This window comes from Pedococcus bigeumensis (assembly GCF_039531795.1).
GTDB classification, from domain to species: domain Bacteria; phylum Actinomycetota; class Actinomycetes; order Actinomycetales; family Dermatophilaceae; genus Pedococcus; species Pedococcus bigeumensis.
In genome coordinates this window covers 1,740,588-1,762,527 of sequence record NZ_BAAAQS010000001.1, presented here as the reverse complement: position 1 = coordinate 1,762,527, position 21,940 = coordinate 1,740,588, and the positions used below count along the sequence as shown (strand labels likewise).

Below are 21,940 nucleotides of genomic sequence, written 5' to 3'. Positions count from 1 at the left end.
CGCAGATCCGGGCGGATCCCGGATCCCGGAAGCCGCCCCGGCGCCGGCCGCGGGTCTGGAGTGGGCCCGTGGTGCAGCCCTAGAGTCTGCTCATGGCGGAGGCGGGCAGTCGCAGCCGGCTGGCCGACGCCGCGGTGGCGTTCACCAGCAACGCCCGCAACCCCCAGCTGCGGCGTGCGCAGCTGAGCTTCCTGGGCGCCTGGACCGCGGAGTGGGCCTTCACCGTGGCCCTCGGGATCGTCGCCTACCGAGCCGGCGGGGCCACCGCCCTCGGGCTCGTCGGTCTGATCCGGATGGTTCCTGCTGCCGTCTTCGCGCCACTGCTCTCGCCGCTGGCGGACCGGGGGCGACGTGAACGAGTCCTCGTCGTGGTCTCCACGGTGCGTGGGGCCGTCACGGCCGCCGCTGCGGTGGTCGCGGCGGTCTCCGGGCCCCCGGTCCTGATCTACGCGCTCGCCGTCCTCTCCACGATCGCCGCCACGCTCTTCCGGCCGGCCCACTCCGCCCTGCTCCCGTCGCTGTGCCACACGGGGAGCGAGCTGGCCAGTGCCAACGTCGTGCGAGGGCTGCTGGACTCCGCAGCCACCCTCGTCGGGCCGCTGCTCGCCGCCGTCCTCCTGGAGGTGGCCGACGTGTCCGCGGTGTTCTGGGTGGCGGCTGCCTCCTCGTGGTGGGCGGCCGCCCTCCTGCTGCGCCTGCGCTACGACGCGCCGCCCCGCCCGTCCGTGTCGACCCGACCTCGCCTGGTCCGGGAGGCGGTCGACGGGCTCAAGGCGGTCGCGCGCCACCGCGGCCTGGCCGTGATCCTCGGCCTGGCGGCTGCCCAGTCCTTCACCCGTGGCGCGCTCACCGTGCTGTCGGTGGTGGTGGCCATCGAGCTGCTCGGCACGGGTGAGCCGGGGGCCGGCGCGCTGATGACGGCGGTCGGGGTGGGGGCGGTGCTCGGCTCGCTGGCGGCCTCGCTGCTCGTGGGCACCCGCGGGCTGGGCGCGTGGTTCGCGGTCGGGGTGGCCCTGTGGGGTCTGCCGATCGCACTGGTCGGCGTCGTCCCGCACCAGGGCGCGGCACTCGGTCTCATCGCCCTCGTCGGCGTCGGGAACGCTCTGGTCGACGTCGCCGGGTTCACGCTCCTGGCGCGGATGGCCCCCGACGAGGTGCTGGCCCGGGTGTTCGGCGTGCTGGAGAGCCTGGTCGCGGTGTCCATCGGCATCGGCGCGCTGGTCGCGTCGTGGCTGGTCGACGAGCTCGGCCCTCGCGCCGCGCTGTTCGGCATCGGCCTGGTGTGTCCCGTCCTGGCGGTGGCCTCGTGGAGGCGGCTGCGACAGCTGGACCGATCGGTGGGCGGCCACGACCTCGACGTCGAGCTCCTCCGGCAGGTCCCGATGCTCCGCACCCTGCCACTGCCGTCCGTCGAGCAGCTGGCTCGCGGGCTGGAGCCGGTGCAGGTCCCGGCCGGGCAGGCGGTGTTCAGCCAAGGTGACGTCGGCGACTGCTACTTCGTCATCGAGTCCGGCGAGGTCGACGTGCTCGGCGACGGCGTGCGCGTCACCACCCTGGGGCCGGGTGAGGGCTTCGGCGAGATCGCCCTCCTGCGGGACACACCGCGTACGGCGACCGTGGTGGCGCGCACCGACCTGCGGCTGCGCGCCCTGGTCTCGCACCGCTTCCTCGCGGTCGTCCTCGGCTTCACTCCCGCTGCCCGCGCCGCGGCGGCCGAGGTGGACCGGATGGTCACCCGGTTCACCCCGAAGGACCCGGGGTCCTCGGGTCGCCCGTGAGGACCATCACGCGGACCGGGCGGCGCCGCTCTGGCGACACTGCGGCATACTGGGAGCTGACGTGCTCCGGGGTCGGTGCAATTCCGAACCGGCGGTGACAGTCCGCGACCCGACCGCAGCCAGCGGCCGGTTGACTGGGTGGAACTCCCAGACCGACGGTGAGAGTCCGGATGGTAGGCAGCACGCGACAGCGGGACCAGTGCGTTCGCGGTGTGGCACCAGCCTCCCCGCGCCACTGTCCTCGCTCAGCAGGCTCGCCCTGCACCCCCCCCCGGAGCTCGACCATCGGTCTCGAGCAAGGGCAGGACAGTGGCAGAGCAACCCACCGGCGACGCGGCGATGATGCGTCGTGCCCTGGCGCTGGCTGCGCACGGCCCCGACGCCGACGCGAACCCCCGGGTCGGCTGCGTGCTGGTCGACCCAGCCGGCGAGGTCGTGGCAGCGGGCTGGCACCACGGGGCCGGCACCCCTCACGCGGAGGCTGACGCGCTCGAGGCGGCAGGGGAGCGTGCGGCGGGCACGACGGCATACGTGACCCTCGAACCCTGCAACCACGTCGGGCGCACGCCCTCCTGCGCCAAGGCCCTGTATGCCGCGGGCGTGAGCCGGGTGGTGTACGCCCAGGACGACCCCAACCCGGTCGCGGCAGGCGGGGCGGCCTGGCTGCGCCGCAAGGGTGTGGTCGTGGAGGCGGGCGTCCTCGCCGAGGAGGCGCTCGCGCTGAACCCGACCTGGACGCACCTGGTCACCACGGGCCGCCCATGGGTGACGTGGAAGCTGGCGACCACCCTCGACGGCCGCAGTGCGGCCGCCGACGGCACCAGCCAGTGGATCACCGGCGAGGAGGCGCGCGCCGACGTCCACGAGCAGCGGTCGCGGTGCGGGGCGATCCTCGTGGGCACGGGGACGGCCCTGCTCGATGATCCCCAGCTGACCGCCCGCAAGCCGGACGGCTCGCTCTACCCGCACCAGCCGATTCGGGTGGTCATGGGTGAGCGCGACCTGCCCCCCACGGCCCGGGTGCTCGACGATGCCGCGCCGACGTGGCAGCTGCGGACCCGGGACCCCAAGCAGGTCCTGACGACGCTGGCCGGGGCCGGGGTCCACCACGTGTGGCTGGAAGGAGGGCCGACCGTCGCCGCCGCGTTCATGGCCGGTGGCCTGGTCGACCAGATCATCGCCTACGTCGCCCCGGTGCTGCTGGGCCGTGGCCGGCCGTCCGTGAGCGACCTCGGCATCACCACCATCGACCATGCCCTTCGCCTGCGACCCACCGACATCACGCTGATCGGCCACGACGTGCGGATCACGGCGGCCTTGAAGGAGAGCATCTGATGTTCACCGGAATCGTGGAGGAGCTCGGCCACGTCGTCGCGCTCGAGCCCGGCGCGGCGTCCGCCCGGCTGACTGTCGCCGGTCCACTCGTCACCTCCGACGCGGTCCACGGCGCGTCCATCGCCGTCAATGGTGTCTGCCTGACGGTCGTCGAGCACGGCGACGGGGAGTTCACCGTCGACGTGATGGCCGAGACGCTCGACCGCAGCAGCCTCGGCAGCCTCGCCGTGGGGGACCGGGTCAACCTGGAGCGGGCGATGTCGGCCACGAGCCGGTTCGGCGGCCACATCGTGCAGGGCCACGTCGACGGCACCGCGCAGATCCTGAGCCGCACCCCCGGGGACCGCTGGGAGGTGGTCCAGCTCAGCCTCCCGGAGCCGCTGTCCCGCTACGTGGTGGAGAAGGGCTCGATCACCGTCGACGGCGTCAGCCTCACGGTGTCCGCCCTCACCGAGGCCGGCGCCGGCCACGAGTCCACGGCTGACCGCCAGTCCACTGCGGGCCGCGAGTCCACCGGGGGCGACGCCACCTTCAGCGTCTCGCTCATTCCTACGACGTTGGCCCTGACCACGCTGGGACACAAGGGAGTTGGCGACCGCGTCAACCTCGAGGTCGATGTCCTGGCCAAGTACGTCGAACGCCTGATCACCACCAAGGAGACCACCACATGAACCTCTTCACCCGGCTCTACGAGGCGCACCTGACGATCGCGGGCCACCCCATCACATGGCGCGAGATCATCGGGAACGGTTTCGGCTTCGCCTCCGCCATCGGTGGGCTGCGACGCCGCGTCTGGGCCTGGCCGATCGGGATCGTCGGCAACGTGCTGCTCTTCACGGTCTTCATCGGCGCCACCTTCGACGCCCAGGCGCAGCAGCCGCTGTTCGGGCAGGCCGGCCGCCAGGTCTTCTTCATCCTCACGAGCATCTACGGCTGGTGGCGCTGGAACCAGGTCCGCACCGCGCGGGAGGTCGCCGGCGGCGACTCCGGTGCCCCCGCCATCACGCCGCGGTGGGCCTCCGCCAGCGAGCGGGTGGCCTACCTCGCGGCCGCCGCCGCAGGCGTGCTGGTCTTCCAGTGGGTCTTCTCCGTCATCGGCGCGGGGTGGCCGGCACCGCGCTGGTACTTCTGGTGCGACGCCTGGATCTTCGTCGGGTCGATGGTCGCGACCTACGCGATGGCACGCGGCTGGAACGACTTCTGGCTCGCCTGGATCGCGGTCGACCTCGTGGGTGTGCCGCTGCTCTGGCACTCCAAGTACTACCCGACCGCCATCCTCTTCATCGTCTACGGCGCCCTGGTGGTCTACGGCTTCTTCGTCTGGCTCAAGGCCTCCCGTGAGGAGCGCGACCCGGCACGCGAGCTGAGTGAGGTCGCGGCATGATCGGCCTGGCCACCGTCGAGGAGGCCCTCGCCGCCCTGCGCGACGGGCGCCCGGTGCTGGTCACCGACAGCGAGGACCGGGAGAACGAGGGTGACGTGATCCTCGCGGCGCAGACCCTGACCGACGACTGGCTCGCGTGGACCATCCGGCACACCAGCGGCTACCTCTGTGCGCCGGTCACGGAGGCCGCGGCCGACCGCCTCGGTCTGCCGTTGATGGTGGCCGACAACCGCGACCCGCTCCGCACCGCCTACACCGTGACCGTCGACGCGGCCGAAGGCGTCAGCACCGGCATCAGCGCGGCCGACCGGGCCCGCACGATCCGGCTCCTGGCCGACCCGCTCTCGACTCCCGAGTCGTTCGTGCGACCCGGCCACGTGATCCCGTTGCGGGCCAAGGCGGGTGGCGTCCTCGAGCGGCCGGGTCACACCGAGGCGGCCGTCGACCTGTGCCGGCTCGCCGGGCTGGCTCCGGCCGGGGCGATCGGTGAGCTGGTCAACGACGACGGCACGATGATGCGCCTGCCGGAGGTGCTCGCGACCGGCGCCGTCCACGACGTGCCGGTGATCACCATCGAGCAGCTCGTGGCCTGGCGACAGCTGCACGACCGGGTCGAGCAGCTGGCCGAGACCACCCTGCCCACCCGGCACGGCGAGTTCGCCGCCATCGGCTTCCGCGACCGGCTGACCGGTGACGAGCACGTGGCCCTGGTCAGCCCGATGGGTGCCACCGGTCCGGCCCCCCTGGTGCGACTGCACTCCGAGTGCCTGACCGGTGACGCCTTCGGGTCGCTGCGCTGCGACTGCGGGCCCCAGCTCGAGCGGTCGATGGAGCGGGTCGCCGCCGAGGGTGGCGTGCTGGTCTACCTGCGCGGGCACGAGGGACGCGGTGTCGGCCTGGTCTCCAAGCTGCAGGCCTACGCGCTCCAGGACGCCGGGCTCGACACCGTCGACGCCCAGCTCGAGCTCGACCTGCCCGTCGACGCGAGGGAGTATGCCGCCGGAGCGGCCATTCTCTCGGCCCTCGGCTTGTCGGCGGTGCGGCTGCTCACGAACAACCCCGCGAAGGTCGAGGCGCTGTCGCGCTACGGCATCACCGTGACGGCCGTCGAGCGACTGTCGATCGCGCCGAACTCCGCCAACCGCGCCTACCTGCGCACCAAGCGCGACCGGATGGGCCATGACCTGGTCGTCGACGCGAGTGACCAGGGGGCCAGCGCGTGAGCGGGCACGGCGCTCCCGTGGTCACGGCGGACGGCAGTGGCCTGCGCATCGCGATCGTGGCTGCCTCGTGGCACACCGAGGTGATGGACGGCCTCGTGGCGGGTGGCGAGCGCGCCCTCGCCGAGGCGGGAGTCGTCGACGTGCCCCTCGTCCGGGTGCCGGGCACGGTGGAGCTCACCGTCGCGTGCGCACGGCTCGCCCCGGCATACGACGCGCTCGTCGCGCTGGGGGTCGTCATCCGCGGTGGCACACCGCACTTCGACTACGTCTGCTCCGGGGTCACCCACGGGCTGACGCAGGTGAGCGTGCGCACGGGGATCCCGATCGGCTTCGGGGTGCTCACGTGTGACGACGACGCCCAGGCGCTCGACCGGGCGGGGCTGCCCGGGTCGAGTGAGGACAAGGGGCACGAGGCGGCGATGGCCGCCGTGGCGACCGCGGTCACCCTCGGCGCACTCGCTCCCCGTACCCTTGGCGCGTGAAGACTTTCGACGACCTGTACGCCGAGCTGGCCGAGAAGGCAGTGAGCCGACCCGCGGGGTCGGGCACCGTCGCCGCGCTGGACGCCGGGGTGCATGCCATCGGCAAGAAGATCGTGGAGGAGGCGGCCGAGGTCTGGATGGCTGCCGAGCACGAGGGCAAGGCCCGCACGGCCGAGGAGATCAGCCAGCTGCTCTACCACCTGCAGGTGCTGATGGTGGCGTCCGACATCACCCTCGACGACGTCTACAGCCACCTCTAGCAACCACGGTCCTCCAGCAACCACGATCCTCCAGCAACCACCGTCAGAAAGCCACGCACCATGTTGCGAATCGCAGTACCCAACAAGGGTTCGCTGTCAGAGCCCGCTGTCGAGATGCTGCGCGAGGCGGGCTACCGCACGCGTCGTGACAGCAAGGAGCTCGTGCTCACCGACACCGACAACGAGGTGGAGTTCTTCTACCTGCGACCGCGGGACATCGCGGTCTACGTCGGCTCCGGCACGGTCGACTGCGGGGTCACCGGTCGGGACCTGCTGCTCGACGCCGGCAGCGCCGCCATCGAGGTGATGACGCTCGGCTTCGGCGGCTCCACGTTCCGGTATGCCGCGAAGCCAGGCACCTGCTCCAGCGTCGCCGAGATCTCGGGTCATCGCGTCGCGACCAGCTACCCGGGTCTGGTCGGCAAGCACCTCGCCGACCAGGGCGTCAGCGCCGAGGTCGTGCGCCTCGACGGCGCCGTCGAGACGGCGATCACCCTCGGGGTGGCCGACGTCATCGCCGACGTCGTCGAGACCGGCACGACGCTGCGCCAGCAAGGACTGGAGATCTTCGGCGAGGAGATCCTGCGCAGCGAGGCGGTGCTGATCCGTCGCGAGGGGTCGCACGAGACCGCGGCGGTCGAGGTGCTCCGGCGTCGGCTGACCGGCGTGGTCACGGCGCGCCACTACGTGATGCTGGACTACGACGTCCCGGTCGACCTGGTCGAGGCGGCCTGCGCCATCACCCCGGGGCTCGAGTCGCCCACCGTCTCCGCGCTGCAGAACAAGGACTGGGCCGCGGTGCGGGCGATGGTGCCGCGGGCGCGGACCAACGCGATCATGGACGAGCTGTACGAGCTCGGCGCGCGGGCGATCCTGGTGACCGACATCGCCGCCTGCCGGTTGTGACCGCCATGACCCCTTCTGGTCGGGCCCCGGACCGGCCGGCCGGCAGCGCGGACGAGCAGGCCGCCTTCGCGGTCTTCCGTCCCCGCCGTGGACGGCAGGTGGCCTATGGTTTCGCCGCCCTCACGCTGGTGCTGTTCGCGGTCATCGCCGTGCTGCTGCCCGGGCCCGACGAGGGTGGCACGTGGCGCACGGGAGACAAGGTCTTCTTCGTGGGCGTGGGCGTCGCGATCGCGTTGATGCTGTGGCGGTTCGCGTCCATCCGCGCAATGCCGACGCGCGACGGGCTGACCGTGCGCAACCTCTTCACGACCCGCACGCTGTCCTGGCAGGAGGTGCTCGACGTGCGCTTCTCCGGTGGCGACCCGTGGGTCAGCCTCGCGTTGTCCGACACCGACACCCTCGCCGTGATGGCCATCCAGAAGGCCGACGCCGGCTACGCGCGAGCCGAGGCGGGCCGGCTCGCGGCCCTCGTGCAGGCCCTCGGGCCGTCGGCCAAGAGCCCAGACGTCACCCTCGACTGACGCAGCGCTCCGCAGGCGCGGTCAGTCCACCTTGCGAAGACCCGGTCGGAGCAGGGCGGAGAAGCCGACCTGGGCGATCATCAGCACGGTCAGGGTGCCCCAGACAGCGGTGAAGCCACCGCTCAGGTCGCGCAGGGCACCCATGCTCGCGGGCCCGAACGACGCGATCGTGTAGCTGAACAGGAACGCCATCCCGGCCAGCCGTGCACTGGCGGCAGGGGATCCGGCGTAGTCGACCATCAGCACGAGCCCGAGGGCGAAGGATGCTCCCTGCCCGAACCCGAGGACCGTCGTCCACACCCAGGGCGCCCCGTTGGGCGCCAGCCAGAGACCGGCCTGCCCGAGCAACCCGAGCACGGACGCGGAGAGCAGCAGCACCCGCCGGTCGTGGATGCGGTCGGTGAGGGCGGGCGCGAGCAGTCCGGAGACCAGCTGGGCGGCGGTGAAGACCGACAGCAGGTAGCCGGCGTGGGTCGGGTCCCAGCCCCGGTCCGTGTAGGACGGCGCGAGCCAGGCCAGGGTCGAGTAGAACTCGACCGACTGCACCGCGAGGTATCCGGCGACCAGCCACGCTGTCACGTGCCGCCAGGGCAGCCGCGCGGGCGCGACGACGGTCGGGTTGGCGGCCCGGTGCCGCGCGTGCCCGGTCAGCACCGGGATCCAGGCGAGCACCCCCACGACGGCGAGGAGGGCCCACGACGACAAGGAGGCCTGCCACGACCCCAGCCAGCCTTCCAGCGGCACCGACAACGCCGAGGACGCACCGGCCCCACCCATCATCGCGAGCATGTAGAGGCCGGTGACCAGCCCGGCGCGCTCCGGTGGGAAGAGCTCCTTCACCAGGCCGGGAAGGAGCGTGCCGCCGATGGCGATACCCACCCCGGCGAGGAAGGTCCCGGCATACAGGGGCCAGGTGGCGCCACCCGCGAGCCGCAGCCCGAGCCCGAGGGCCACGCACACGATCGACAGCTCGACCGAGGCCGCGGCGCCGAGGCGGGCGGCGATCCGCTGCGCGCTCGGGGCGAAGAGCCCCATGCACAGCACCGGCAACGTGGTCAGCGCCCCGAGAGCGGTGTTGGACAGCCCGAGGTCGTCGGCGATGGTCTCGGTGAGGGGCGGCACGCTGGCCATCGCGGTGCGCAGGTTGGCGGCGACGGCGACGAGCGCGAGCGCCATCAACCAGACGGGCGGGAGGTGGGGGTGGCGGCGGGTGGACATCCTCGCCAGTCTCGCAGCCGCGCTCAGTCGTCCTGCGGGCCGGTGGTCATCGACTCGGGCACCATGTCACGCGCCTCGTCGTAGGGCAGGCCCGTCAGCATCAGCAGGTCGACCACCATCGAGCGGATCTGGGCCCGCATCACCTCGCCCGACAGCCCGGCCGACGGGTCGATGACGGCGCTGGCCTCACCGATCCGCTGCAGGCCCACCCTGGCGTTGGTCGGCAGCCGTCGCTCACCCAGCTCGCGGGCGATGTCCTGGCTGGTCTCGGCCAGCGAGTCGAGCAACCGCAGGTAGGCCGTGGGGACCGCCTCCTCGCGCCACGTCGCGATCGCGGCGCGCCGGACGAGCACCCGCAGGTTGCGGATCGCGCGGTCGAGGGGCTCCAGCAGGTCGGCGATGGCCTGGACCCCCGGGAGGTGGCGGCGGCGGAACGGCGACAGCCGCACGACGGCGATGCCCTCTGCCGACAGCGCCCTCGCCTCGTTGAGCATGCCCTCGGACTCCCGCGCCCGGGACAGCGTGGCCGAAGCCAGGTCGGAGTCACCAGTGCGCAGCGAGCGCGCCGTGTCGGCCAGGATCTCGCCGATCTCGTGGACGACCAGGGACGCCTGCTGGCGTGGTCGGCGCAGGGGAGCGGCGGGCGCCACGAGCGTGAAGGCCAGCGCCACACCACCACCCACCACGGCGTCGAGCCAGCGCGTGAACGCCTGCCCCGAGCCGGCGACCAGGGTCGTGACGATCACCGACTGCACGCCGGCCTGGGTGATCAGCAGCATGCCGGCGCCGAGCAGGGCGGCGACGCTCATCGAGAGCACGACCACGACGATGATCTGCCAGGACCCCGACCCGAAGAAGTGCACGAAGACGTCGCCGACGAAGACGCCCACGGCCACCCCGATCATCACCTCGGTGACCCTCCGCAGCCGCTGGCCGAACGACATACCCAGGGAGATCATCGCCGTGACGGGGGCGAAGAAGGGCCGGTTGTGGTGCAGCACGTCGCTGGCCACCCACCACGCGGTGGCCGCGCCGAGGCCGCACTGGATGATGAAGAACATCCGGCTGACCAGCCGGTCGGTGCGCACCCGGGCCTCGCGGCGCGAGCGGCGGGCGGCGCGGGCGAGGTCGACGGTCGACACGTCAGCCGTTCTGGGCGTAGGCGGCTTCGAGCAGCGGCTCGAGCGAGCGCAGGTCGTCCTCGTCCGCGTCGGCCGACAGGTGCAGCCAGTGGGTCGACTGGGCGAATCCCTTGGCGGGGGAGAGCCGCTCGTCGTCGGGCACCTCGCCGCGGAACCGGAAGCCCACCCGCACGGTGTCACGGGGACCGGGGGCGACCGCCACGAACTGGGTGCGTCGGACCACCGGGATGTAGCTGCCTCGACCTTCGCGATGGGCATCCTCGCCGAGGCCCTCGGCCAGCGTGATGATCGCGTCGTGGATCGGGCGCAGGTGCGCCCTGGCCCCGCCGTAGAGCGCATCCGTGTAGCCGTCGGGGTCCGGTCGCCTCCACCCCGCCGCCGTCGCGGCCGCGACGGCGATGGCCCACTGGGAGTTCTGCGGCACGCCGTGGACGTCGCGCAACCAGGCCCGCACGGCCTTCTGGTCCAGGGCGTCGAGACCCGCCCCGTCGACGAGCGCGACCCACTCGTCGAGGGTGCGACCGGTGCGTTCCTGCATCGACCCGGTGACCGCGGCCATCATGTCTGCGGGTTCCATGGCCCCGATTATGTATGCCGCGCGACCACCCCGCCCCCTACCGCACCCCGCAACCCCCGTGTGGCGGTCAGCGGCGGTCGTGGGTGGTGTCGAGGAACACGTCGGCGCGTTCCCAGGTGCGGTCGGCCTCGTAGAGCCTGCGCTCCTGGGCCGACCAGCGGTCCCAGAACGGCCCGTAGCCGGGGTCACGGGCCAGGCCGCGGGCTCGTCGCACCGACTCCTCGGCCTCCACCCAGACCAGCACGGAGGCGGCCTTGCCCGCGGGAAGCGCTCCGGAACCGCAACCCTCGAGCACGACGATCTCCGACGACGGAAGCTGCACCCACTCGGCATACTCACCGGCCACCCAGTCCCAGCGGCGGTAGCGGGCGGGCAGGCCCTCGGTCAGCGGGCCGACGACCCACTCCTGCGCGCGGTGCGTGCCGGCCCGCAGGCCGTCCCACCCCGGGTAGAGGTCGTCCATGTGCACGGTCGGGGCGGCGAGGTCGGCCGCCACGTCGTGGGCCAGGGTGGTCTTGCCGGCACCGCTCGGGCCGTCGATGCAGACCAGGTGCGTGCTGCCGCAGAGAGGCTGGCTGGCGTCGACGAGGGCGACGATCGAGGCCACCACCGCTCTCTGGTCGACGGGCATGGTCGCTCTCTGGTCGACGGGCATGCACTCCAGACTAGATCGCTAGGCTCGCCGGGTGAGTGTTGCGACCCGCGTGATCCCCTGTCTCGACGTCGATGCCGGCCGAGTCGTGAAGGGAGTCAACTTCGTCGACCTGCGCGATGCCGGCGACCCGGTCGAGCTCGCGAAGCTCTACGGTGAGCAGGGCGCTGACGAGCTGACCTTCCTCGACGTGACCGCCAGCAGTGGCAACCGCGAGACGACCTACGACATCGTGAGCCGCACCGCCGAGCAGGTCTTCATCCCCCTCACGGTCGGCGGCGGCGTCCGCACGGTGGCCGACGTCGACCGGCTCCTGCGGGCGGGGGCCGACAAGGTGGGGGTCAACACCGCAGCGATCGCCCGACCCGAGCTGATCGCCGAGGTCGCAGACCGCTTCGGCTCGCAGGTCCTCGTGCTGTCGGCAGACGTGCGGCGGCGCGTCGATGGCGCGGGCCACCCCGTCGGTGGCTTCGAGGTCACCACCCACGGCGGCCGACAGGGCACCGGCCTGGACGCCGTCGAGTGGTGCGCCCGTGCCGCCGAGCTGGGGGCGGGCGAGATCCTGCTGAACTCGATGGACGCCGACGGCACCAAGGACGGGTTCGACGTCGAGCTGATCGAGGTGGTGCGCCACGCGGTGCGGATCCCGCTCATCGCCAGCGGGGGAGCGGGTCGCGTCGAGCACTTCGCCCCGGCGGTCCGGGCCGGCGCGGACGCCGTGCTCGCCGCGAGCGTCTTCCACTTCGGCGAGCTCACCATCGGCGACGTCAAGGACGCCCTGCGGCACGACGGCATCACGGTCCGCTGAGGGCTGGACGGCATCACGGTCCGCTGAGGGCTGGACGGCATCACGGTCCGCTGAGGGCTGGACGGCGCGCCCGGGTGAGCTAGTCGAGCACCTCGAGGAGCACCGTCACGGGGTCCTCCTCCTCGATCGACTCGGCCACCCGCACGGCCTTCTTCACGGGGAGGACGTAGCGTCCGTCGTCACCCGGGAAGACGGAGGTCGTCCACGTGGTGGTGCCGACCGTGACCCGCACCCGCACCGACCCGAACCCGCGACCGGGAGGCGGCCGCTCGCCGACCACCTCGCTGGCCTCCTCGTCGAGGGTCACGAAGAACCAGGAGTCGCGGGCGCCCCACTGCCACAGCGGGGCGGTGAACTCGACCTGCTCTCCCATGGGCCGATGCTACGACCGGTCAGTCGCGACCCAGCCCGGCCTCACGGGCCTTGATGATGGCGTCGGCCCGGTCGGCGGCGTGCAGCTTGCCGTAGATGGAGGACACGGCGTTGCGTACCGACTTGTCCGAGAGGTAGGTGTGTCGCGCGATCTCGGCGTTGGAGCGGCCTGCGGCGAGCAGGTCCAGCACCTCGCGCTCGCGGTCGGTGAGCTCGGGGAAGGGCACCTCCGGGCTGCGGGGGCGCACCGAGAGGAAGTCGGCGACGCGGGCGGCCAGGGAGGCGCCGAACACCATCCCGCCGGAGGCCGTGGCACGGATCGCCTGCTCCACCTCGGTCGCGGAGGAGCCCTTGAGCAGGTAGCCGCGTGCACCGGCGCGCAGGGCGCTCATGATCGTGTCGTCGTCCTCGTTCATGGTCAGGATCACGACGGCGGTCCCGGGGTGGGCCGTGACCACCTGCCGGGTCGCCTCGATGCCGTCCACGGCCGGCATCTGGATGTCCATGACGACGACGTCCGGCCGGGTCGCCCCGCACACGCGCACGGCCTCGGCGCCGTCGCCCGCGGTGCCGACGACCTGGAGCCCGGGCAGCGCCTCGAGCAGGGCGACGAGCCCGTCGCGCATGATCTGGTGGTCGTCGGCGAGGACGACGCGCACGGCGCCTCCTGCGGTGGGCTCGTCGCGTGGGTCGGTGGTCTGGTCGGTCATCACGCTCTCCTCAGGGGTAGCCAGGCGCGGACGGTGGTGCCGCCTGACGGGGGACACACGACCTCGCTGCGACCGCCCAGCTCGGCAACCCGCTCGCGCAGGGACACCAGCCCCACGCCGGCGACAGCGGTGGGGGTGACCCCGACCCCGTCGTCGGCCACCTCGACCTGCAGCGCATGGTCGTCGACCGTGAGGCGGACCTCGCATCGGGTTGCCCGGGCGTGGCGGGCGGCGTTCGTCACGGCTTCCCCGACGACCCGGTATGCCGCGACCTCCACGGCTGCGGGCAGCTCGCCGACGCTGTCCGCCGCCACGTGCACTCCGAACCCGGGCGAGGACAGGCCGTCAGCCTGCTGCCGCAGGGCCCCGAGCAGACCGAGGTCGTCCAGTGCGGGTGGGCGCAGGTCGTGGACCAGACGGCGTACGTCGGCGATGACGTCGCGCAGCTGGTCGCGACCGACCTCGAGGGCCCGGTCGGCGGCTTCGTGGTCGGTCGACACGAGCAGCCGCGCCGACTCGATGCGGAAGACCACGCCCGACAGGGCAGGCCCGAGGCCGTCGTGGAGGTCGCGGCGGATGCGCCGTCGCTCCTCCTCGCGGGTGAGGACCAGACGCTGGCGGATGTCCTGGAGCTCCTCGGCCAGGCGTTCGGTGCGGGCCGCGATGGCGGCCTGGCGGACGAGGTCGGACAGCAGGGCCTCGTCACGGCGGGAGAGCCGGGCGCGGATCCCCTCTCGCGGCAGCATGATCCGCCCGACCACCGTGTCGCGGAACGAGATCGGCAGCGTTCGGGTCGCGGATGGAGCGGTCCCGTGGGTGGCGGTCAGGCGCTCGCCCGAGGGTCGGTCCACCTCGACCCGCACGTAGGCCACCCCGAACGCGCGCGCCACCGCGTCCGCCACTGCCGCCAGCTGCCCAGCCGCGTCGCCTTCGCTCTCGAGCCGGGAGGCGAGGCCGGCCACGACGTCGTACGGGTCGTCGCGGGTGCCGAACACCAGCCGATGGACGCGACCGACGAGCAGGTGCCGCAGGGGCCAGTAGACGGCCGGGGCGAGGGCGAGCACCACCAGCACGACGAGGCGGAGGTCGAGGGGGCCGTCGACGACCTCGTCGAGCACACCGAGCACGCCGAGCTCGACGAGGACGACCGCCACGGAGGTCGGTCCGTGGACGAGGGTCCACGAGAGCAGGTCGTCGACCTGCACGACGTCCGGGCGGACCAGCCCGATCGTGACGGCGACCGCGGGCAGCACGACCACCACCGCGAAGACGGCCGTCCCCAGGCGCTCCCCGACGAAGGCGGTGGCCAGGACGGCCAGGACGACATCGGCCAGCGCGGCCCAGAGGAGCCAGCGGATCCGGCGGCGCTCGAGGCCGCGGGCGCGGTGGTGCCGGACCGCCACCGTGGCGAGGGCGACGATGGCGCCCGCGATTGCCGCGATGACCAGCACGGGGATCACGGCGTCGCCGACCGCCGGGGCCACCGGCAGCGTGCCGCGGTCCAGGTCGACCCCTCCCTCGGCCCCGGTGACCGGGCCGCCGGGGAGCAGGGTCACCGCTGCGGCCCAGGTGAGCATCGCCGCGAGTGCCGCGCGACTCGCGACACCCCAGCGCCCACCCAGCAGGCGTCCGTCGGGGTACAGCAGCAGGAGCAGTGGGATGCCGACCGGCAGGAACGAGCCCAGCCGAGCGGTGACCCAGAGGGCGAACCACGCGCCGGGCCGGACGGGCCCGGTGCCCAGCAGCGCCGGCAGGAGGCCCCACGCGGCATACCCGTCGGCGAGACCGACCGCGACCCAGAAGAGGCCGGAGAAGGCCATCACCCGGCCCACGGGCTGGCGCGGGATCCGCGTCAGCACCACCAGGGCGAGGCCGACGAGGAGGAGTCCGTTGAGTCCCGAGTCCCAGCCGGGGCCGAAGTGCGGGCCGAGGCGGGCCCGGTCGGTGCCGGGGACCGAGGCCACGAGGACGAGGGTGCCCGCGAACAGGACCACGGCGACCGCCGCCAGCGCCCCGAGGGGAAGCAGCTGGCGGCGATCGGACGTGGTGGCCGGCGTGGTCACGGGGAGATCATCTCCCGTGGTCAGGCGGCGGCGGGCTGGTTTCCGTGGCGAAACGCCCGGTCGCCCACGGCGAGCCCGATGCCGACGACGAGCATCCACAGGGGCGCCGTCATGCCGGCGACGTACTGCAGCGGGGAGATCCCGGCGACGACGGACGCGCCGCCGAGCCCGAGGCTGACCACTCCGATCCAGCGAGGCGCGCCCCGGTGCCGGAGCGAGGCCCAGGCGAGGGCGAGCGCACTGGCGCCGGCCGTGACCCAGACGTAGGGGATGGTGCCGATCCAGTGGCCGTACAGCGCGGTGCTCTCGGCGACGAACGTGTCGGGTCGCGTGACCCCCTCGATGAACTCCGTGTCGAGACCGGAACCGACGACCTGCATGGCCGCCGTGACCATGACCCCGGCGCTGGCGACGGACGGCAGGATGCTCCCGACCGGCAGGCTCGCCCTGAGTCGCCGGGCCAGGCCGGCGCCGAAGACGAGCAGCAGCAGGGCGGCGAGGGTCGTGAAGCCGTGGAAGACCGCTAGCGCGGTGCGGCCCTCGGCCAACGCGGCCATGATCGCCCGGGGGTCCCCGGACTTCGCCGGGTCGTAGACCGGGTCGGCGACGCCCCCCGCGATCGACCCGGCGAGGTAGGCGATCGCCGCGCCGGCGCCGGTCAGCGCCCAGGCCCGGCTCCGGTACGGAGAGGTCGGGCGCTCGGTCGTGGTGGTGGAGATCTCGACGGGCACGTCGTCCCGGACGAGGGTGTGGTGGGAGTAGCTGTCGGTGGTGGCGTCGATGGCGCTCATGGTGGTGGCTCCTGGCTCGGGCCCTGGCGGGCTCTGGGTGGTGACACCACGGTCACGGGCCGGTTGTCCCACCGAACAGGGACAGGACGGCAAGACCGGCGGGGACACCGAGCCCCCCGGGCGGCGGTCACGCAGGCCACAAGCCAGGAGCGGCGCTAGGACAACCCGAGCGGCGCGTCCCAGAGGGCCTGCACGGCCTCGTCGCTGCCGGTCACCTGCAGGTCGGCCACTCGACGGCGGCCGTATGCCGCGAGGACTAGCTCGGTGGCCTCGCCACGCAGCGTCACCGTGCCGAGCTCGGTCTCGCCCCGGACGGTGAGCGACTTGCCGTCGGTCCGCTCGAGCACGACGCCGACGGGACTGCGACGGAAGAAGAGCCTGCCCATCCGCTTGAGGGTCTTCCACAGGGCCTTCTGCTCACGCAGTGACACCTCTCGGCGGGGCCCGACCTGTCCGTCACCGCGCAGGACGTCCTCGTGGTGGACGAAGAACTCCACGAAGTTCACGGCGTCGTCGACCGAGGACAGCTGGGTCGGCGCCCACGAGGGGGGCCCCGAGCGGACCAGGTCGACGAGCTCCGGCCACGGCTTGGCGGCGTACTCGGCCTGGCCCTCCTCGAGTCGCCCGGCCAGCGGGGAGAGCCAGATGCCGGGGGCGAGGTCGGGTCGTCGCTCGCGCACGACGAGGTGCGCTGCGAGGTCGGCAGTGGTCCACGGTGAGCAGAGGGTCGGCGCGTCGGGCCCGACCGCGTCGAAGGTGTCACACAGGGATTCGCGCTCGAGCCGGGCGAGGTGGGTCATGACGTCATCATGCCTGCCCCCGTGAGAGGGTTGGGTCTCCCAACCCAGCTCTCGGAGGTCAGCAGTGTCGCTCGACGCGTCAGCCGTTGCGGCGCCGTCGCTGAAGCGCAGCCTGCAGATCGTGTGGGTGGGGGTGCGTCGGGAGCCACGCTGGTTCGCGTTCGCCGTCGCGGGGAGCGCGCTCTACGGCGTGATGACCGTCCTCACCGCCTGGGCGATCGGCAAGGTGACCCGCGAGCAGGTGCAGCCGGCCGTGGCCGCCGGGCACGCGACCGCAGCCCAGCTGTGGACCATCTTCGGCTGGATCGCCGGCGTCGTCGTCATCAATGTCGTCGGTGTCGTCATCCGGCGCATCGCCGCGGGCTTCACGATGTACAACGTCGCTGCCGGCTTCCGCCGCGAGGTGACCCGGCAGTACCTGCGGCTTCCCCTCGCCTGGCACCACCGGCACCCGTCGGGACAGCTCCTCTCCAACGCCAACGCCGACGTCGAGGCGACCTGGAACGTCTTCGCGCCGCTGCCGATGGCCATCGGGGTGGTCATCATGCTCGTGGCCGGCATCGTGCAGATGGTGCTCGTCGACCCGGTGATGGCGATCATCGGGCTCACCGTCTTCCCGGCGCTCTTCCTGGCCAACATGGTCTTCCAGCGGGCGATGTCGCCGCGGGTCTCGCGGGCCCAGCAGCTGCGGGCCGAGGTCAGCGAGGTGGCCCACGAGAGCTTCGAGGCGGCGCTCATCGTGAAGTCGATGGGGCGCGAGCAGCAGGAGTCCGACCGGTTCGAGGAGGTCACCCGCAGGCTGCAGGCGGCCAACGTCGAGGTGGGACGCACGCGGGGTACCTTCGACCCCGTCATCGAGTCGATCCCGACCCTCGGCACCCTGGCGGTGCTCGCCGTCGGCGCGCACCAGGTGGCGAACGGCGCGCTCACGCCGGCAGCGGTGGTGCAGGTGGCCTACCTCATCTCCGTGCTGGCCTTCCCGGTGCGCGCCCTCGGCTGGGTGCTCGGCGAGCTGCCGCGAACCGTCGTCGGCTGGGACCGCGTCGACGCCGTCCTCAAGGCGCGGGGCGAGCTGACCTTCGGGACCACCGAGCTGGAGCGTCGTGGGGCCTCGCACGCCCGGCTCGACGGGGTCGACTACTCCTACGACATCATCGACGAGGCCGGCGAGGAGTCGACCTTCCAGGCCATCCACGGGGTGTCCCTCGAGGTCCGGGCCGGCTCGACGGTGGCCCTGGTCGGACCTACGGGGTCGGGCAAGACCACCCTCACCAACCTCACGCTGCGCCTCGTCGACCCCCACCACGGCACGGTGACCCTCGACGGGATGGACCTGCGCGAGGTCGCGCGGGGCGGGGTGTCCGCGGTGGCAGCCCTGGTGCCGCAACAGACCTTCATGTTCGACGACACCGTCAGCGGCAACGTCACGCTCGGTGGCGACTACTCCGACGAGCAGGTGTGGGCGGCGCTCGACGTCGCGCAGGCCAGCGGATTCGTCAAGGAGCTGCCGCTCGGCATCGAGACCCGTGTGGGGGAGCGGGGCACCTCCCTGTCAGGCGGTCAGCGGCAACGGATCGCGTTGGCCCGCGCCGTGATCCGCGGCCCGCAGCTGCTGGTGCTCGACGACGCCACCAGCGCGGTCGACCCGGCAGTGGAGCAGGCGATCCTGGCCGGGCTGCGCAAGACCAGTGCCGGCACCTCGGTGCTGGTCGTCGCCTACCGCATGTCGACGATCACGCTCGCCGACCAGATCGTCTACGTCGAGGGGGGTCGGGTCGTCGACCACGGCACCCACCAGGAGCTCGAGGCGCGGTGTGTCGGCTACCAGCAGCTGGTCACCGCCTACGCCCGTGAGGCCGCCGAGCGCGCGGCCGTCGCCGCAGACGAGGAGGTGGACGCGTGAGCACCTCGATCGACGTCACCTCGTCGCTCGGCACGGTCGCCACCCTGAAGCGCGGCCTCGACCTGTCGCCGGAGCTGCGTCGCGGTCTGGGGGTCACCCTGGGCCTCGCTGCGGTGACCACGGTCGGCCGGATCGTCGTGCCCTTCGTCGTGCAGCAGACGACCGACAACGGCCTCGTCGGCAAGGACGGCCCCGACCCGGGTCTCGTGACCCGCTACGTGCTCTTCGCCCTGATCGCCGTGGTCATCACCGCCGCGAGTGCGTATGCCGTGAACGTCCGCCTCTTCCGGTCCTCCGAGGCCGGGCTGGCGTCGTTGCGGCTCAAGGCTTTCCGTCACATCCACGACCTGTCGATGCTCACCCAGAACACCGAGCGGCGTGGCTCCATGGTCAGCCGCGTCACCTCTGACGTCGACACGATCAGCCAGTTCGTCCAGTTCGGCGGCATCATCCTGGTGCTCAGCCTCGGCCAGATCGCCGTGGCCACGGGGCTGATGTTCTTCTACAGCCCCCTCCTCACCGGTGTCGTGTGGCTCTGCTTCGTGCCGCTGCTCTTCGTGATCCGCCGGTTCCAGGCCATCGTGGGGCGGGCCTACACGATCGTCCGAGAGCGGGTCGGCGACCTGCTGGCCGCCGTGTCGGAGTCGGTCGTGGGGGCGGCCACGATCCGCGCCTACGGCGTCGAGGAGCGCACCGCGGCCCGCATCGACGCGGCCATCGAGGCGCACCGCGCGGCCTCGATCCGGGCGCAGGTGCGGTCGGTGGTGGCGTTCTCCTCGGGTCAGCTCGTCGCCGGACTGACCCTGGCCGTCGTCCTGGTCGTCGGGACCGTGCAAGCCTCGGCCGGGCACCTCACCCTGGGCCAGCTGCTGGCCTTCCTGTTCCTCGTCAACCTGTTCACCCAGCCGGTGCAGCAGGCGACCGAGATCCTCAACGAGCTCCAGAACGCCGTGGCCGGGTGGCGCCGGGTGATCGGTGTCATCGACACCCCTGCCGACGTCGCCGACCCGGGCGACGACGGGCAGTCGCTGCCTCGCGGACCGATCACGGTCGACTTCGACGCGGTGTCGTTCGCCTACCCCGGTGGTGACACCGTCCTGCACGACGTCAACCTGTCGATCGCTCCGCGTTCCCGGGTCGCGATCGTCGGCGAGACCGGGTCGGGCAAGTCGACCCTGGCCAAGCTGCTGACCCGGCTGATGGACCCGACCGAGGGCACCGTGCGCATCGACGGGGTCGACCTGCGCGACGTGCGGTTCTCCTCGCTGCGCGAACGCGTCGTGCTCGTACCGCAGGAAGGCTTCCTCTTCGACGCGACGCTGCGTGAGAACGTCCGGTTCGGTCGCCCCGAGGCCACCGACGAGGACGTGCGGCTCGCCATCACCGAGCTGGGCCTCGACGCGTGGCTCGCCGGGCTCCCACAAGGCCTTGCCACCGAGGTCGGCCAGCGTGGCGAGTCGCTGTCGGCAGGCGAGCGACAGCTGGTCGCCCTGGCCCGCGCCTACCTGGCGGACCCCGACCTCCTCGTCCTCGACGAGGCGACGTCGGCGGTCGACCCCTCCACGGAGGTCCGCCTCCAGCGGGCGCTCGAGGGCCTCACCCGCGGGCGCACGTCGATCGCCATCGCGCACCGGCTCTCCACTGCCGAAGCGGCCGACGAGGTCATCGTGGTCGACCGTGGCCGCATCGTCGAGCGCGGACCGCACCGCGACCTCGTCCGCCAGGACGGCGTGTATGCCGCGCTCCACGCCTCGTGGGCGGCCCAACAGCGCGGCTGAGGAGGTCGAGGGGTCGCAGCCTCGCCGGACGGAGCAGGTGCACCCGCGCCGCGGACCGACAAGGGGAGGGACCACGACCGACTGCACGGTGGATACTGCAGCATGGCTGACCAACCTCGTCGGGTGAACTTCTTCACCGGGATGCTGCTCACCGCTGAGGACCTCGCGGTCGAGCAGGAGTACCACCGGGAGATGCGCTACCTCCACAACCGCCTGCACGGCTTCGGCGTCGTGTCCGGCCTGGACGTCAGCGTGGGCCGGGGGAGTCTCCGGGTCGACCCCGGCCTGGCGATCGACCCCTGCGGGCGCGAGATCGTCGTGACGCAGCCGCTCACCGTGCGGCTGGCTCCGCCTCAGCAGGCCCGGCGCTGGGTCAGGGACCTCGTCGTCACGTGGCACGAGTCGCCCGAAGGCCTGGTGCCCGCCTTGGCGCCGGGGTCCGAGGACACGACCGCCCACACGCGGTGGGTCGAGCTGCCCGAGCTGTCGCTCGTCGCGGCGGGCAAGGCAGCCGCCGAGGCAGTGGTGCTGGCCCGGTTGTCGCGGACACCCCGCGGTGCCGTGGAGGTCGACGCCTCAGTGCGCCGACCGCTGGCTCCGGCGGGCTATGGCGGGGGCGGTCGCGCAGGAGCATCCTGACCTCATGGCTGAGCGTGTGCCGTCTGCGCCACCGAGGAGTCTGGCGGTCCCCTTGACGGGGTTCGGCATCGGGGCGGTCGTCGCGGTGCTCGTCGGGGTCTTCGGCAAGGTGCACGACCCCACGTTGGCGGGCACGACGACCCTCGGCTTCCGGACGGTGCTGGCCATGAAGGTCGTCGTCACCGTTGCCATCGGGGTGATCGCCGTCCTCCAGCTCGTCGGTGCCCTGTGGCTCTACGGCAAGCTGGGCGTGCCGGCGCCCTCGTGGCTCGGGACCGCACACCGGGTTTCCGGCTCGGTCGCGCTCGTGCTGATGGTGTTCGTCGCCTACCACTGCCTCTGGGCGCTGGGCCTGGAGTCGGGGACCCTCGCCGACGGTCAGCCCGTGTCCACGCGGACCGTCGTGCACGGCATACTCGGCTGCGCGGTCATCGGTGCGGTGGTGACCAAGGTCGTCGCGGTGCGGTCGAGGCGTGCGCCGGGGTGGTTCCTCCCGGTCGCGGGTGGACTGCTCTTCACGCTCCTCGTGGCCGTGGTGACGACGTCGGCGGTGTGGTACCTCAGCGCGAAGGGCTGGCCGGCCAGAGGTTACTGAGCC

At 72.5% G+C, this 21,940-nt stretch carries 23 protein-coding genes and 1 riboswitch; of the genes, 14 read left to right on the top strand and 9 right to left on the bottom strand.

Going from position 1 to position 21,940, the window contains the following annotated elements:
* The first annotated feature begins 92 nt into the window (after positions 1-92).
* From ABD262_RS08385 to ABD262_RS08345, 9 genes are all read left to right on the top strand, one after another.
* Positions 93-1,778 (top strand): MFS transporter, encoded by a 1,686-nt coding sequence (locus ABD262_RS08385; RefSeq protein WP_344133942.1) that lies wholly within the window; start codon positions 93-95, stop codon positions 1,776-1,778.
* 57 nt (positions 1,779-1,835) lie between these two features.
* A riboswitch (FMN riboswitch) is annotated at positions 1,836-1,966 on the top strand.
* Between the two features lie 121 nt (positions 1,967-2,087).
* The gene (ribD, locus tag ABD262_RS08380; protein ID WP_344133939.1) at positions 2,088-3,113 is read left to right on the top strand and encodes a bifunctional diaminohydroxyphosphoribosylaminopyrimidine deaminase/5-amino-6-(5-phosphoribosylamino)uracil reductase RibD; all 1,026 of its coding nucleotides are present in this window, start codon (positions 2,088-2,090) and stop codon (positions 3,111-3,113) included.
* Positions 3,113-3,784, top strand: a complete 672-nt coding sequence (locus ABD262_RS08375) for a riboflavin synthase (protein WP_344133936.1) — start codon at positions 3,113-3,115, stop codon at positions 3,782-3,784. The genes ribD and ABD262_RS08375 overlap by 1 nt, the downstream gene beginning before the upstream one ends.
* Positions 3,781-4,497, top strand: a complete 717-nt coding sequence (locus ABD262_RS08370) for a nicotinamide mononucleotide transporter family protein (RefSeq protein WP_344133933.1) — start codon at positions 3,781-3,783, stop codon at positions 4,495-4,497. The genes ABD262_RS08375 and ABD262_RS08370 overlap by 4 nt, the downstream gene beginning before the upstream one ends.
* Complete coding sequence (locus ABD262_RS08365; protein WP_344133930.1) at positions 4,494-5,720, top strand: bifunctional 3,4-dihydroxy-2-butanone-4-phosphate synthase/GTP cyclohydrolase II; 1,227 nt, start codon at positions 4,494-4,496, stop codon at positions 5,718-5,720. The genes ABD262_RS08370 and ABD262_RS08365 overlap by 4 nt, the downstream gene beginning before the upstream one ends.
* A complete protein-coding gene (gene ribH / locus ABD262_RS08360; protein WP_344133927.1) occupies positions 5,717-6,202 on the top strand; it encodes a 6,7-dimethyl-8-ribityllumazine synthase in 486 nt (161 codons plus the stop codon). The genes ABD262_RS08365 and ribH overlap by 4 nt, the downstream gene beginning before the upstream one ends.
* Complete coding sequence (locus tag ABD262_RS08355; protein ID WP_344133924.1) at positions 6,199-6,462, top strand: phosphoribosyl-ATP diphosphatase; 264 nt, start codon at positions 6,199-6,201, stop codon at positions 6,460-6,462. Before ribH ends, ABD262_RS08355 begins: the two co-directional genes overlap by 4 nt.
* Positions 6,463-6,522: 60 nt before the next feature.
* Positions 6,523-7,368, top strand: coding sequence for an ATP phosphoribosyltransferase (gene hisG, locus ABD262_RS08350; protein ID WP_344133921.1), 846 nt, complete (start codon positions 6,523-6,525; stop codon positions 7,366-7,368).
* 5 nt (positions 7,369-7,373) lie between these two features.
* Positions 7,374-7,889 carry a PH domain-containing protein gene (locus ABD262_RS08345; RefSeq protein ID WP_344133918.1) on the top strand — a complete coding sequence of 172 codons (516 nt, stop codon included), beginning with the start codon at positions 7,374-7,376 and terminating at the stop codon, positions 7,887-7,889.
* 21 nt (positions 7,890-7,910) lie between these two features.
* On the opposite strand, the gene ABD262_RS08340 is transcribed toward ABD262_RS08345, so the two are convergent.
* The 4 genes from ABD262_RS08340 to ABD262_RS08325 form a co-directional block, all read right to left on the bottom strand.
* Complete coding sequence (locus ABD262_RS08340) at positions 7,911-9,107, bottom strand: MFS transporter (protein ID WP_344133915.1); 1,197 nt, start codon at positions 9,105-9,107, stop codon at positions 7,911-7,913.
* A 23-nt stretch (positions 9,108-9,130) separates the two neighbouring features.
* Positions 9,131-10,249, bottom strand: a complete 1,119-nt coding sequence (locus tag ABD262_RS08335) for an FUSC family protein (RefSeq protein ID WP_344133912.1) — start codon at positions 10,247-10,249, stop codon at positions 9,131-9,133.
* Between the two features lies 1 nt (position 10,250).
* Positions 10,251-10,826: a DUF5655 domain-containing protein gene (locus tag ABD262_RS08330; RefSeq protein WP_344133909.1), complete on the bottom strand. Its 576-nt coding sequence runs from the start codon at positions 10,824-10,826 to the stop codon at positions 10,251-10,253.
* Between the two features lie 67 nt (positions 10,827-10,893).
* Positions 10,894-11,481, bottom strand: coding sequence for a nucleoside/nucleotide kinase family protein (locus ABD262_RS08325; RefSeq protein WP_344133906.1), 588 nt, complete (start codon positions 11,479-11,481; stop codon positions 10,894-10,896).
* A gap of 31 nt (positions 11,482-11,512) precedes the next feature.
* Here ABD262_RS08325 and hisF point away from each other — a divergent pair, with 31 nt between their 5' ends.
* Positions 11,513-12,286, top strand: coding sequence for an imidazole glycerol phosphate synthase subunit HisF (hisF, locus tag ABD262_RS08320; protein ID WP_344133903.1), 774 nt, complete (start codon positions 11,513-11,515; stop codon positions 12,284-12,286).
* Between the two features lie 79 nt (positions 12,287-12,365).
* Here the strand turns inward: hisF and ABD262_RS08315 are convergent, their stop codons facing one another.
* The 5 genes from ABD262_RS08315 to ABD262_RS08295 all read right to left on the bottom strand — a co-directional run bounded on the left by ABD262_RS08315 (position 12,366) and on the right by ABD262_RS08295 (position 17,022).
* Positions 12,366-12,659 carry a DUF1905 domain-containing protein gene (locus ABD262_RS08315; RefSeq protein ID WP_344133900.1) on the bottom strand — a complete coding sequence of 98 codons (294 nt, stop codon included), beginning with the start codon at positions 12,657-12,659 and terminating at the stop codon, positions 12,366-12,368.
* Between the two features lie 19 nt (positions 12,660-12,678).
* Positions 12,679-13,368: a response regulator transcription factor gene (locus ABD262_RS08310; RefSeq protein ID WP_344133897.1), complete on the bottom strand. Its 690-nt coding sequence runs from the start codon at positions 13,366-13,368 to the stop codon at positions 12,679-12,681.
* Complete coding sequence (locus ABD262_RS08305) at positions 13,368-15,431, bottom strand: sensor histidine kinase (protein ID WP_344133894.1); 2,064 nt, start codon at positions 15,429-15,431, stop codon at positions 13,368-13,370. The genes ABD262_RS08310 and ABD262_RS08305 overlap by 1 nt, the downstream gene beginning before the upstream one ends.
* Positions 15,432-15,451: 20 nt before the next feature.
* On the bottom strand, positions 15,452-16,222 hold the full coding sequence (locus tag ABD262_RS08300) for a hypothetical protein (RefSeq protein ID WP_344133891.1): 771 nt from the start codon (positions 16,220-16,222) through the stop codon (positions 15,452-15,454).
* Positions 16,223-16,377: 155 nt separating this feature from the next.
* Positions 16,378-17,022, bottom strand: coding sequence for a TIGR03085 family metal-binding protein (locus ABD262_RS08295; RefSeq protein WP_344133889.1), 645 nt, complete (start codon positions 17,020-17,022; stop codon positions 16,378-16,380).
* Between the two features lie 64 nt (positions 17,023-17,086).
* On the opposite strand from ABD262_RS08295, the gene ABD262_RS08290 reads away from it, so the two are divergent.
* From ABD262_RS08290 to ABD262_RS08275, 4 genes are all read left to right on the top strand, one after another.
* Entirely contained in the window at positions 17,087-18,925 is a 1,839-nt protein-coding gene (locus ABD262_RS08290) for an ABC transporter ATP-binding protein (protein WP_344133886.1), read from the top strand.
* Positions 18,922-20,703: an ABC transporter ATP-binding protein gene (locus ABD262_RS08285; protein WP_344133883.1), complete on the top strand. Its 1,782-nt coding sequence runs from the start codon at positions 18,922-18,924 to the stop codon at positions 20,701-20,703. The genes ABD262_RS08290 and ABD262_RS08285 overlap by 4 nt, the downstream gene beginning before the upstream one ends.
* A 102-nt stretch (positions 20,704-20,805) precedes the next feature.
* Positions 20,806-21,342: a hypothetical protein gene (locus ABD262_RS08280; RefSeq protein WP_344133880.1), complete on the top strand. Its 537-nt coding sequence runs from the start codon at positions 20,806-20,808 to the stop codon at positions 21,340-21,342.
* A 4-nt stretch (positions 21,343-21,346) separates the two neighbouring features.
* Positions 21,347-21,937: a DUF6529 family protein gene (locus ABD262_RS08275; protein WP_344133877.1), complete on the top strand. Its 591-nt coding sequence runs from the start codon at positions 21,347-21,349 to the stop codon at positions 21,935-21,937.
* The last annotated feature ends 3 nt before the right edge of the window (positions 21,938-21,940 follow it).